Source organism: Gemmobacter sp., from assembly GCF_016792925.1.
GTDB lineage: Bacteria > Pseudomonadota > Alphaproteobacteria > Rhodobacterales > Rhodobacteraceae > Gemmobacter.
The window spans coordinates 1-12,984 of the sequence record NZ_JAEULU010000353.1 but is presented as its reverse complement, the minus strand read 5'-3'; the positions used below and the strand labels follow the sequence as shown (position 1 = coordinate 12,984).

Sequence of the window (12,984 nt, the reverse complement as noted above, 5' to 3'; positions counted from 1 at the left end):
CGCCTGCAACCCGGCCTGAGTATCGGCGGGCAAAAGATCCAGCTTGTTCCAGATCTCGAACATCGGCGTGCTGTCCTTCACGCCCAGACTGGCCAGAATATCCGCCACATCCGCCGCCTGTTCCGCACTTTCCGGATGCGCGATGTCGCGCACATGCAGCACCAGATCGGCCTCCAGCACCTCCTCCAGCGTGGCGCGGAAGGCCGCAACCAGCTGCGTCGGCAGATCGGAGATGAAGCCCACCGTATCGGACAGGATCACCTTGCGCCCCGAGGGCAGCGTGACGCCGCGCATGGTGGGATCGAGCGTGGCGAACAACATGTCCTTCGCCAGCACCTCGGCCCCGGTCGCCCGGTTGAACAGGGTTGATTTCCCGGCATTGGTATAGCCCACCAGCGCCACAATCGGGAACGGCACCTTGCGCCGCGCGCTGCGATGCAGCTCGCGCGTTTTCACCACCTTTTCCAGCTGCCGCTTGATCCGGATCACCTGATCGTCGATCGCGCGCCGGTCGGCCTCTTTCTGCGTCTCGCCGGGGCCGCCCACAAAGCCGAACCCGCCGCGCTGGCGTTCAAGGTGGGTCCAGGCCCGCACCAGCCGCGTGCGCTGATAGCTCAGCGCCGCCAGCTCCACCTGCAACACGCCCTCGCGGGTGCGGGCGCGATCGGCAAAAATCTCGAGGATCAGGCTGGTGCGATCCAGCAGCTTGACGCCCCATTCCTTTTCCAGATTGCGCTGCTGAATGGGCGAGACCGGGCCATCCACCAGCACCAGCTCCACCTCGGCGGCCTTGAACCGCGCCTTCAGCTCGTCCAGCTTGCCCGAGCCGAACAGCGTGCCGGGATGGATGCGGGACAGGCGCACCACCTCGGCGCCCAGCACCTGCATGCCGGGCAAGGCCCCCGCCAGCGAGACCGCCTCGGCCAGCCCATGTTCGGGCAAACGGCGCGTGCGCTCGGACTTGATGTCCGGGTGCAGGATCCAGGCCCGCACCGGCGCCGCCGCGGTTTCATAAGCCTCGATCCCGCCATCTTCATGGAACAGGTCGAATTCGTCGTCTTCAGGCAGATCGGAAATCAGTCTTCACCTTCGTAAAGGTTGATGGGCGCGCCCGGCATGATGGTCGAGATCGCGTGCTTGTATACCAGTTGCGACTGGCCGTCGCGGCGCAACAAGACGCAGAAATTGTCAAACCAGGTGATCACACCCTGAAGCTTGACGCCATTGATGAGGAAAATTGTAACCGGAACCTTTGCCTTGCGCACATGGTTGAGGAATGCGTCCTGCAAATTCTGTTTGTCGGCAGCCATTTTTGTTTTGCCTTTTTTTATGTCGCGCGGGTCGTCCTTGCGCCCATCCCCCCTGTTCGGTGACGGACAGCCCCAGTATGTCCGGCAAAAGCGGGAGATTCCAGCCCAAAAAACCAGCTGTTAACGCTTAGCGGCGCCAGTTTTGCGGCGCCAGAACCGCCAGAAGCGCCAGCGCCTCGATGCGGCCCAGCACCATCGCCCCGCCCAGAATCGCCTTGGCAGCCAGCCCCATGTCCATCAGGCGGATCGGCGCCTCGGCCGCCAGCCCGATCAGCGGGCCGGTGGTGGTCAGCCCGGCCAGACCGGCAATCAGCGCCGTGTTGAAATCAAGCCCCGCCAGCGTCAGCCCCGCCGTCACCACCGCAATCGAGATGGCAAACAGCATGAAGAACACCCAGGCCATCCGCGCGCCCTCGCCCCGCAGGTGCCGTGCCAGCGTGCCGCCGCCGGTCACCACACGCGGATGCACCAGCCGCTGCAACTCGCCCTGCCCCTGCAAGACCAGCGCGTAAACCCGCAAGAGCTTGACCCCGCCCGCCGTCGTCGCGACCCCGCCCCCCATGATGGCAAGGCCCAGCAGGATCAGGCCATGGGTCTCCATCCCCGACCACAGCCGCGCCGTCTCCCATTCCGCCGAGGCAAAGCCGGTGGTGCTGAGGAAGGACAGCGCCGTGAAGGCCGCGCCCCAGCCCGCCGCCAGCATGGCGCCCAGATCGCCCGCATCGGCGAAACTCGCGGCACCGCCCCAATGGCGAAACAGCAAGATGACGGTCACCGCCAGAATGACCGCCGCCGCCAGCCGGATTTCCGGGTCGCGGGTCAGGGGCAGGTCGCCATCATCGAACAGCGCGCCGGGATAGGCGCGGCGGGTCAGGCCAAGGCACAGCAGCACCGCCACCAGCGCCTCGCCCACCATCCCCGAGGCGGCGGGGCCGGTCATGCCATCCGGCAGGATGCCCGAGGTCGAGATCGTCGCCATGGCCAGGCACAGCCCATGAAAACCGCTTTCCCCCGCCATCACCAAAGCCAGCCACAGCAGCGCCGTGAAGCCGGCATAGGGCGCGGACAGTTCGGCGGCAAAGCGCACCATGCGTTCGGACGGGTCGGCCACCCGGTCGATCTGGCGCGCCCGGGCCGGGCCGGTGCGCCCGTTCAGCACCTCCATCCCGCCGAGGTTCAGCGGCATCAGCACCGAAACCGCCATCACCAGGATGAAAAACCCGCCCAGCCAGGCCACCAGTCCGCGCCACAGATGCAGGCTCTCGGGCAGCCGCCCCGGCACATCGTATAGCGTGGCGCCGGTGGTGGTGAAGCTGGACAGCATCTCGAACCAGGCATTCACAAAGCGGGTATCGGGCAAGGCCTCGGCAAAGGGCCAGGCCATCAGCGGCGGCAAGACGACATAGGCCGCGACCAGCGCGCGCAAATGGCTCCCCCGTGCCTCGGCGCCCCGCGCATCCACCGCCGCGCCCTGCTGCCAGGTGGCCAGCCCGATCATGCCGGTCAGCACCGCCAGCAACAGCGCGCCATAAAGGAAGGGCCGCCCGGCATCATGCTCGGCGCTCAGAAACCCGTGCAAGGCAGGCAGCAGCATGGCCGCCGCCGTCACTGCCATCAGCCAGACCAGCAAAGGCAGGCCCAGCAGGGCATCGCGGGCTGGCAAGGCAAGCGGCGCGCGCGGCATCAGAAGAAATCGACCGAGACTTGCAGCAGACGCTCGACCTCGGGCACATCCTTGGCCATGGCGAACAGCGCGATCACATCACCCTCGTCAATGCGGGTGTCGCCCTGCGGCTTGATCACCCGCTCGCCCTTCAGCACCGCGCCGACCAGCACCCCTTCGGGAAAGCCGATGTCACGGATCAGCCGCCCGGCCAGCGGCGAGGTGCCCAGCACCTGCGCCTCGATCATCTCGGCCTCGGCATCGCCCAGGCTGTAGATCGCCCGCACCCGGCCATGGCGCACATGGCGCAGAATGGAGCTGACCGTGGTGGCGCGCGGGTTGATATGGGCGTCAATCCCCAGCTCGGGCAGCAGCTGCACCATGCCGGGATCATTGACCAGCGCAATCGCCATCGGGCAGCCCGCCGCCTTGGCGCGCACCGCCACCAGCATGTTCGTCTTGTCATCATCGGTGACGGCCAGCACCGCATCGGCGCGGTCGATATTGGCCTCCATCAGCAGATCGAGGTCCAGCCCGTCGCCATTCAGCACAATGGTCCGCGTCAGCCCGTCAGCCGCAAGTTCGGCCCGCGCCCGGTCCATCTCGATCACCTTGGCGCGCACCCGGTCGCTTTGCACCTCCAGCGCCTGCGCCACGGCAAGCCCCACATTGCCGCCCCCGACAATGACCACACGTTCTTGCTTTTTGACAGTCTTGCCAAAGACTTCCAGCGTTCTGTTCACATCGCGCGCCTGCGCGAAGACATAGACCTGATCGCCCTCGAACAGCTGATCCTCCGGGTCGGGCGCATATAGACGGCTGGCGCGACGCACGCCGACGACGATGGCCGAGAGGGTCGAGAACAGCTCGGTCAATTGCCGCAGCGGCGTGTTCAGCACCGGGCAATCGCCATCCAGCACAATGCCCAGAAGCTGCGCCCGCCCATCAAGGAACAGGCCGCTGTCAAAGGTCGAGGGCGCCGCCAGCCGCTGCAAGGCCGCCCGCGCCACCTCGCGCTCGGGGCTGATCACCACGTCGATCGGCAGATGGTCGCGGCGATAGAGATCGCCATAGGCCGGGATCAGATAGTTCTGCGCCCGCAGCCGCGCAATCTTGCGCGTGATGCCAAAGACCGAATGCGCCACCTGACAGGTGACCATGTTCACCTCGTCGGAATAGGTTGCGGCGATGATCATGTCGGCATCGCGCGCGCCCGCCTTTTCCAGAATGTCGGGATAGGAGGCAAAGCCGGTGACCCCCTTCACGTCCAGCGTCTCGGTGGCGCGGCGCACCAGATCGGGGTTGCTGTCCACCACGGTCACGTCATTGCGCTCGCCCGAGAGGTGGCGGGCAATCTGCCAGCCCACCTGCCCCGCCCCACAGATGATCACCTTCATGGCCTTGCCCCCGTCTGATTGCCGTCAGGGATGGCATGCAAGGCCCAGCGGGTCAAGCAGACCGATTTTTCTGCGAAAAATCGCAAGATCCGAGTTTTCGTCGAAAACTCGGGCCTGCGCCTCACTCCTCGCCGTCCTCGTCCTCGCCGCGGCCCTTGGTTCCGGTCACCACACCCAGCGATTTCAGCTTGCGGTGTAGCGCGCTGCGTTCCATGCCGACAAAGGCCGCCGTCCGGCTGATATTGCCGCCGAAGCGATTGATCTGGGTCAGCAGGTATTCCTTCTCGAACAGCTCGCGCGCCTCGCGCAGCGGCAGGGTGGCCAGCGTGCCGCTGATCACCAGCCGCCCCTCATCGCCTGTCGGCGCCTCCTGCCCCGGCAGCTCGCGCGCCTCGATGGGGCCGGTGCCATCGCCCAGGATCAAGACCCGCTCGATCACATTGCGCAACTGCCGCACATTGCCCGGCCAGCGCATTGTTTGCAACATCGCCTCGGCATCCTGCGACAGGCTGCGCAGCGGCAGGCCCTGGCTGCGGTGGAACACCTCGATGAAATGCCGGGTCAGTTCGGGGATGTCCTCGCGGCGTTCCTCCAGGCTCGGCACCGCAATCGGCACCACATTCAGCCGGTCATACAGCTCTTGCCGGAAGCGCCCCGCCGCGATTTCGGTGCGCAGGTCGCGGGTGGTCGAGCTGATCACCCGCAGATCGACCCGGACCTTGTCCTGCCCGCCCGCGCGGGTGAATTGCTGCTCCACCAGCACGCGCAGGATTTTCGATTGCGTGCCCAGCGGCATATCCGCCACCTCGTCGAAATAGACGATGCCGCCATGGGCCTGTTCCAGCAGCCCCGGCTCCACGCCGCGCTCCGGCGTTTCGCGGCCAAACAGCACCTCCTCCATCCGCTCTGGCTCGATGGTGGCCGAGGAGACCGTGATGAAGGGCGCCCCGGCCCGGTTGGAATGGGCATGGATATAGCGCGCCGCCAGCTCCTTGCCCGAGCCCGCAGGCCCCGTCAGCATCACCCGGCCATTGGATTTGGTCACCTTGTCCAGCTGTCCGCGCAACCCCCGGAAGGCAATCGAGGAGCCGAGCATCTCCGAGGCGGTCACATCGCGGCGGCGCAGCTCGCTGTTCTCGCGCCGCAGCCGCGCCGTCTCCATCGCGCGGCTGACCACCACCATCAGCTGATCAATATTGAACGGCTTCTCGATGAAATCGTAAGCGCCCTGCTTGATCGCTGCCACCGCGATTTCAATATTCCCGTGCCCCGAGATGATCACAACCGGCACATCCGGGTTGTCGCGCTTCACGGTTTTCAGAATGTCGATCCCATCCATCCGGCTGTCCTTTAGCCAGATATCCAGAATCATCAGCGAAGGGGCCTCGGAATTGATCGCCGCCATGCAGTCATCGGCATTGGCCGCCAGCCGCACCGAGAACCCCTCGTCCTTCAGAATATCGCCGATCAATTCGCGAATATCGCGCTCGTCATCCACGATCAGAATGCTCATGCGTCTCCCTGGCCTCCCATGGCTGTCTGCCTGTTGCGGGGGCGGGCGCGCGTCGCGTCGCGCGGCAGGCGGATCTCGGCCTGCGCCCCGGCATGGGCGTTTTCTGTGAAGGGCGGCGCGTCGGTCAGCGCCAGCGTGCCGCCATGTTCCTCGATGATCTTCTTGACAATGGGCAGGCCAAGGCCGGTGCCCTTTTCGCGGGTCGTGACGTAAGGCTCGAACAGGCGCGAGCGGTCGGGCGGCAGGCCACAGCCATTATCGGCAACGGTGATCAGCGCCTCTTCCGGCGACAGATGCAGCGCCACGCGGATTTCCGGGGCAAAGCCCGCGGGCGCGCCCTTCTCCTGCAAACCCTCGATGGCCTCGCCCGCATTCTTGATGAGGTTGGTCAGCGCCTGCCCGATCATGGTGGCGTCCAGATCCAGCACCGCCGCGCCTTCGGGCAGTTCGGCGCGGATCAGCACCCCCGGTTGCCCGGATTGCTGCAACAACACCGCCTCGCGCACCAGCTTCACCAGATCGGTTTCGCGGCGGTCGGGTTCCGGCATCCGCGCGAATTTGGAAAACTCGTCGACAATCCGGCGCAGGTCATTGGTCTGGCGCACGATCACATCGGCCAACGCGTCCAGCTCCTGCGGCTCGGCCACCTCGCGGCGGAACTTGCGCTTGATGCGCTCGGCCGACAACTGAATGGGGGTCAGCGGGTTCTTGATCTCATGCGCGATGCGGCGCGCCACATCGCCCCAGGCCGCCATGCGCTGCGCGCTGACCAGCTCGGTCACATCGTCAAAGGCCACCACATAGCCTTCCAGCCGCCCGCTTTCGCTGCGCCGCCCCGACATGCGCACGAGCAGGCTTTCCATCCGCCCCTGCCGCACCAGCCGAACCTCCTCCTGCACCGCCGCGCCGCCGCCCTCGCGCAGCCGCTCGAACAGCGGGCCGAATTCGGGCACGGCCACCGCCAGCGCCACATCGGTCTTGCCCTCGTCATAATCCAGCAGGCGCTGCGCCGCGCGGTTCACGAAATCCACATCGCCCTCGGCATCCAACCCGATCACCCCGGCCGTGACCGAGGACAGCACACTGTCAAACAACCGCCTGCGGCGTTCCTCCTGCCGGTTGGTCTCCATCAGCGCATTGCGCTGGCCCTTCAGCTGATGGGTCATCTGGTTGAACATGCGGCCCAGCAGGGCAATCTCGTCATCGCTGTCTTCCTCGATGACGCGGGTATCCAGATGGCCCTCGCCCACGCGTTCGGCTGCCGCCGCCAGCCGCCCCACCGGACGGCTGAGCCTTTCGGCAAACCACAGGCCCAGCCAGATCGCCGCCAGAATGAGGATCATCGCAAAACCCAAATAGAGCAGCCCCACCCCCAGCAAGACCTGATCGCGGGCCTCCTCCACCTGATTATACAGCCGCACCTGTTCCTTGGTCTGATCCAGCAGGCTCAGCAGATCGCCATTCACCTGCCGCGAGATATACAGGTAACGATCGGCAAAAGCCTCCAGATATAGCAGCGCGCGGAACTCGTTATTCGCCCAATCCTGGATCACCACCACCTCGCCCGATTTGGCGCGCAGCAGTTGCTCCGAGGTGGGTTGTTCAAAATCAAACAGATAGCTGTTATCCCCGCGCGAGCGCAGCGCCCCGGTGCCATCAATCAGATAGGCCTCGCGCAAGCCGCGCTGCACGGTTTTCTGTGCCTCGGTCAGCAGCACCCGCAAGCGGCCATCTTCCAGAAAGAAGGTCGATTGCTTGGCCATGTTGAAATAGCCCGCCAGCGTCTGCGCATCGGCCACCAGATCCTCGCGCGTCTCGCGCTCATAGGCCTCCGCCGCCTCCAGCGAGGCGCCGACCGCGCGCTGCACCCGTTCCGAGAACCAGCCCTCCAGCCCCACATTCACCGTCAGCACGGCGAACACGGCGACCAGCACCGTGGGCAGAAAGGCCACCAGCGCAAAGACCCCGGTCAGCCGCAAATGCAGCCGCGACCCGGCCGAGCGGCGGCGGCGATCCACCACCATGCGCACCACCCGCGCCAGAACCAGCGCGGCGATCAGCAGGATATAGATGAAATCGACCAGCAGGATCAGGCGCAGCCCGGCGCCCCCCGCCGCATCGTTCAACGGCCCCAGCACCAGCAGCGTCGCCACCACCAGCGCCGGTCCAAGCGCCACCAGCCCGAAGGTCGAGAAGGTCTGCACGCGTCTTTGCCGCCGCAATCGCGACAGCTTCACCAGCCATGCGCCTCCCGCACTCGCCGCCCGCACCTTCAAGACCCTCACCCGTTACCAGGGGTCTTGCTGTGCCCCCGCTGCCATAGCTGTCATGAGATTCGGGCCATGGCCAGAATGTCACGCGCTCTGTTGCGGTTTTACATCAGTTTGCGGCGACGTGTCACGCGAATATCCAGCTCGGTGATCTTCTTGCGCAAGGTATTGCGGTTGATCCCCAAAAGATCGGCACATTTGGCCTGATTGCCCCCTGTGGCATCCAGCGCAATCTCGATCAACGGCGCCTCAACCTCGCGCAAAATCCGGTTGTAAACGCCCGCCGGGGGCAATTGCCCGCCATGCAGATCGAAATAGCGCTTCAGATGCCGCATGACCGAAGCCGAAAGCCTGTCGCCCTCGCCCACGCCCTTCATCGGCTCGGGCAGCGGCTGGCTGCCCAGCACCGCCTCCACCTCGGCCCGCGCGATCTCGGGCTCCGACGAGGTGACCATCAGCCGCTTCAGCGTGTTTTCCAGCTGCCGCACATTGCCCGGCCAGCTATAGGCCCGCACCAGCTCGCGCGCGTCACCCGACAGGCGGCGAATGGTGCCGAAATCGCGCTCGCCCTTGGCCAGAAAATGCTCGGCCAGCAGCGGGATGTCATCGACCCGCTCGCGCAGGGACGGCACATGCAGCGTCACGCCCCCCAGACGGTAGAACAGATCCTGCCGGAACCGCCCGGCCTCCATCCGGCTGGCCAGATCGCTTTGGCTGGTGGCCATGATGCGCGGCGCATTGTCGCCCAGCATATCCAGCATCCGCACGATGCGCGCCTGCGCCTCATCCTCCAGATCGGCCACCTCGTCAAACACCAGACTGCCGCCGCGCGCCCGCGCCAGCAATTGCGACGGCCCATCCATCGAGGTGAGGTCCGCCGCCTGCGCCACCACGAAAGGCATGGTGCGCCGGTCGGAAAAATCATGGATCGCCCGCGCGATCAGCGATTTGCCAGTGCCGCTTTCGCCGGTGATCAGCACCGGCAGATCGGTGTTCATCACCCGCGCCACCAGCCGATACAGCGCCTGCATCGCGGGCGTGCGCCCGACCAGCGGCAGATCGTCGCCGCCCTCGCGCGGGGCCGGGGCCGGTTTCGGCGCGCGCCGCTTCACATCCAGTGCCCGCGCCGAGCGTTTCATCAGGTCGGGCAGATCGAAGGGTTTGGGCAGATAGTCAAACGCCTCGGCCTCCGCGGCCTGAATCGCCGTCATGATGGTGTTCTGCGCCGAGATCACGATCACCGGCAGGCCGGGCCGCATCTTGGTGATGCGCGGCAGCGCCTCCAAGCCATTGCCATCGGGCATCACCACATCCGAGATCACCAGATCGCCCTTGCCCTCCTCGACCCACCGCATCAGCGTGACCAGCGAGGAGGTGGCATGCACCTTGCAGCCCGCCCGCGTCAGCGCCTGGGTCAGAACCGTGCGGATCGTGCGGTCGTCATCGGCAACCAGAACCGTGCCATCCATCACTCAGTTTCCTTTTTCTGCAATTCTTTCGGCAAGACCGGCAGTGAGACGCGGAACACCGTCCGCCCCGGCACTGAATCCACGGAAATCCAGCCGTCATGTTCGGTAATGATCTTCGACACCAAGGCGAGGCCCAGCCCGGTGCCGTTTTCCTTGCCCGAGACGAAGGGCTCAAAAATCTCGTCGGCAATGCCGGGCGGCAGGCCGGGGCCGTCGTCGATGATCTCGATCTGCAAGGGCAGCGCCTTGCCGGTGCCATCCTTGCGCCGCAGGCGCAGCGACAGGTCATAGCGCGTGCGCAGCCGGATGGTGCCCGGCTTGCCCCCCGCCGCCTCGGCCGCGTTCTTGATCAGGTTCAGAAACACCTGCATCAGCTGATCGGGGTCGGCATGGGTCGGCGGCAACGAGGGGTCATATTCCTCGACGATGCGCATATTCGCCGCAAAGCCGAAAATCGCCGATTTGCGCGCCCGGTCCAGCGCATCATGGATATTCACCGCGCGCCGCTCGGGTGGGCGCAGATTGCCGAATTGCTCCACCTGCTCCAGCAGCTTCACGATGCGGCGGGTTTCTTCCACGATCAGATCGGTCAACTCCTGATCCTCGGGGCTCAGGTTCATCGACAAAAGCTGCGCCGCGCCCGAGATGCCTGCGAGGGGGTTCTTGATCTCATGCGCCAGCATTTCCGCCATGCCGATCGCCGATTTCGCCGCCGTCTTGGCCGCCCCCGCCCGGCCCAGCCGGTCGGCAATTTCGCGCGGAGAAATCAGCAGCATCAGCACGCCCGGATTATCCGCCATCGGCGCCACCTGCACCGTGCATTGCACCGGCGGTTTCTCGCCGCTGGTCACATCCACATCATTGATGAACAGGGCCGACTGGTTCGCCCGCGCCCGCGCACAAGCCTCATCCATCTCGGCGTCGATATGCACCCGGTCAAACACCGGCTGGCCCTTCAGATTGCGCGACGAGGCGTTGAGGAACAGTTCAGCCGCCGGGTTGGTTTCCAGAATAAGGCCCGCCTCATCCACCAGCAGCGCCGGAATGGGCAGCGAGGCCCAGATCACCCCCGGCACCGGATAGGGTTGACGATAGCCCTTCATGCCGCCTCCCGCCCCTGATGCGCAAAGGCCGCGCGGATCAGCGCAATCACCTGTTGCGGCGCGTCGCAGGTCATCACCTCGCCCCGCGCCGCCTCCAGCCCCGCCATTTCCAAATACCAGCCCAGATGCTTGCGGGCGATCTTGATGCCCAGCTCAGCCCCGTAAAACGCCAGCATCGCCTCGTAATGGCCCACCACCAGATCGGCCAAGGCGTCGCCCTGCGGGATCACCGGCGCCGGGCGGCCATACAGCGCATGGGCCACCTGTGCCAGCAGCCAGGGCCGCCCCTGCGCGCCCCGCCCGATCATCACCCCATCCGCCCCCGAGAGGCGCAGCGCCGCCTCCGCCGTGGCGGCATCGACAATATCCCCGTTGGCAATCAACGGGATAGACAGCGCCTGCTTCACCGGCGCAATCGCCGCCCAATCGGCCTGCCCCTTGTAGAACTGACAGCGCGTGCGGCCATGGATCGTCACCATCCGCACGCCCGCGCCCTCGGCCCGCCGCGCCAGCTCGGCGGCGTTATGGGTGGCATCATCCCATCCCAGCCGGGTTTTCAGCGTCACCGGCACCTCCACCGCGCCCACCACCGCCTCGATCAGCTTCAAGGCATGATCCAGATCGCGCATCAAGGCCGAGCCGGAATAGCCATTCGTCACCTTCTTGGCCGGGCAGCCCATATTGATGTCGATCACCCGCGCGCCTTGCCCCGCCACATATTTCGCGGCCTCGGCCATCCAGTAAGGCTCACGCCCCGCCAATTGCACGCTTGTCGCCGCTTCCTCGAACCCCAGCTCGGCCCGCGCCCGCGCCAGAGGGCGCGCCTGCACCACTTCCTGACTGGCCACCATCTCGCTCACCACCAGCCCGGCCCCGAACGAGGCCACCAGCCGCCGGAACGGCAGATCGGTGATCCCGGCCAAGGGCGCCAGGGCCACCGGCGGCGACAGCGACAGATCAGCGAGACAAATTTCAGCGGCACGAGGCGACACTTGGGGGTTCCTTGTCTATCAATTCAGCAGTTAGACCTGCCAGTGGTTTGAAACAACGGCAAGACGCTGCAATTTTGGGCGCAAGCATGGGATTGCACAAAAACTAGGCGATTTGCCGGGCGAATGCCACCGCATTGTCACCCGACAACCCTTGCACTAGGGATAATGCAACCGAAGCACCAGCCGAGACTGCCATGACCACAGCCGCCATCCTTGTTGCCGCCGGGCGCGGCACCCGTGCCGGGGGCGAGATCCCGAAGCAATGGCAAAACCTTGCCGGTCGGCCCGTGCTGGCGCATACGCTCGCGGCCTTTGCCGGCTGTTTCCGCGTGCTGGTGATCCATCCCGATGACCGCGCCCGTGCCGAAAACCTGCCCGCCGATTTGATCGTGGAGGGTGGGCCGGATCGGGCCAGTTCGGTGCGCAACGCCCTGGAAGCGCTAGAAAATCGCAAGATCACCCGGGTGCTGATCCATGATGGCGCGCGGCCCTTGGTGGCCCCCGATCTCATTGCCCGCGTGCTGGCAGCCCTCGATCATGGCCCCGCCGCCGCGCCCGCGCTGCCGGTGTCCGATGCGCTGTGGCGCGGTGCGGATATGCAGGTGACCGGCACGCAGGCGCGCGACGGGCTCTGGCGGGCACAGACCCCGCAAGGTTTTGATTTCGCAGCGATCCTCGCCGCCCACCGCGCCCATCCCGGTGGCGCCGCCGATGATGTGGAGGTCGCCCGCGCCGCAGGCCTGCCCGTCACCATCGTCACCGGCTCGGAAGACAATCTGAAACTGACCTGGCCCGCCGATTTCGCGCGGGCCGAGGCCCTGCTGAAAGGACGCGCCATGGATATTCGCCTTGGCAATGGCTATGATGTGCATGCGTTCACGGAGGGTGACCATTGCTGGCTCTGCGGCGTAAAAGTGCCGCATTCCAAGGGCTTGCTGGGCCATTCTGATGCCGATGTCGGCATGCACGCCCTCACCGATGCCATTTATGGCGCGCTGGCCGAGGGCGATATCGGGCGCCATTTCCCGCCCAGCGATCCGCAATGGAAAGGCGCCGCCTCCGAGATTTTCCTGCGCCACGCCGTTCAACTGGCGGCCGCGCGCGGCTTCCAGATCTCCAATTGCGATGTCACGCTGGTGTGCGAACGCCCGAAAATCGGCCCCCATGCCGCGGCCATGCAGGCCGCTCTCGCCGCCATCATGGGGCTGGAGCCGGGCCGGATTTCGGTGAAGGCCACCACCTCGGAACGTCTCGGTTTCACCGGGCG

At 65.8% G+C, this 12,984-nt stretch carries 10 protein-coding genes; 1 reads left to right on the top strand and 9 read right to left on the bottom strand.

Features of this window, described 5'->3' with window-relative positions:
• From hflX to dusB, 9 genes are all read right to left on the bottom strand, one after another.
• On the bottom strand, window positions 1-1,044 hold a 1,044-nt coding region (gene hflX, locus JNN06_RS17485; protein ID WP_366813035.1), incomplete at its 3' end, for a GTPase HflX.
• Between the two features lie 32 nt (window positions 1,045-1,076).
• Window positions 1,077-1,310: an RNA chaperone Hfq gene (gene hfq, locus JNN06_RS17480; protein ID WP_054303569.1), complete on the bottom strand. Its 234-nt coding sequence runs from the start codon at window positions 1,308-1,310 to the stop codon at window positions 1,077-1,079.
• A 127-nt stretch (window positions 1,311-1,437) separates the two neighbouring features.
• On the bottom strand, window positions 1,438-2,994 hold the full coding sequence (locus JNN06_RS17475; RefSeq protein ID WP_291240870.1) for a potassium transporter TrkG: 1,557 nt from the start codon (window positions 2,992-2,994) through the stop codon (window positions 1,438-1,440).
• Window positions 2,994-4,370 carry a Trk system potassium transporter TrkA gene (gene trkA, locus JNN06_RS17470; protein WP_291240869.1) on the bottom strand — a complete coding sequence of 459 codons (1,377 nt, stop codon included), beginning with the start codon at window positions 4,368-4,370 and terminating at the stop codon, window positions 2,994-2,996. The genes JNN06_RS17475 and trkA overlap by 1 nt, the downstream gene beginning before the upstream one ends.
• A 121-nt stretch (window positions 4,371-4,491) precedes the next feature.
• Complete coding sequence (locus tag JNN06_RS17465; RefSeq protein ID WP_291240868.1) at window positions 4,492-5,883, bottom strand: sigma-54 dependent transcriptional regulator; 1,392 nt, start codon at window positions 5,881-5,883, stop codon at window positions 4,492-4,494.
• Window positions 5,880-8,168, bottom strand: coding sequence for an ATP-binding protein (locus JNN06_RS17460; protein WP_291240867.1), 2,289 nt, complete (start codon window positions 8,166-8,168; stop codon window positions 5,880-5,882). The genes JNN06_RS17465 and JNN06_RS17460 overlap by 4 nt, the downstream gene beginning before the upstream one ends.
• 89 nt (window positions 8,169-8,257) lie before the next feature.
• Window positions 8,258-9,622, bottom strand: coding sequence for a response regulator (locus tag JNN06_RS17455; RefSeq protein WP_291240866.1), 1,365 nt, complete (start codon window positions 9,620-9,622; stop codon window positions 8,258-8,260).
• Window positions 9,622-10,725, bottom strand: coding sequence for an ATP-binding protein (locus tag JNN06_RS17450; RefSeq protein ID WP_291240865.1), 1,104 nt, complete (start codon window positions 10,723-10,725; stop codon window positions 9,622-9,624). The genes JNN06_RS17455 and JNN06_RS17450 overlap by 1 nt, the downstream gene beginning before the upstream one ends.
• Entirely contained in the window at window positions 10,722-11,717 is a 996-nt protein-coding gene (gene dusB / locus JNN06_RS17445; protein ID WP_291240864.1) for a tRNA dihydrouridine synthase DusB, read from the bottom strand. The genes JNN06_RS17450 and dusB overlap by 4 nt, the downstream gene beginning before the upstream one ends.
• Window positions 11,718-11,911: 194 nt before the next feature.
• Here dusB and JNN06_RS17440 point away from each other — a divergent pair.
• Window positions 11,912-12,984: bifunctional 2-C-methyl-D-erythritol 4-phosphate cytidylyltransferase/2-C-methyl-D-erythritol 2,4-cyclodiphosphate synthase (locus tag JNN06_RS17440; RefSeq protein ID WP_291240863.1), on the top strand; the 1,073-nt coding region annotated here is incomplete at its 3' end.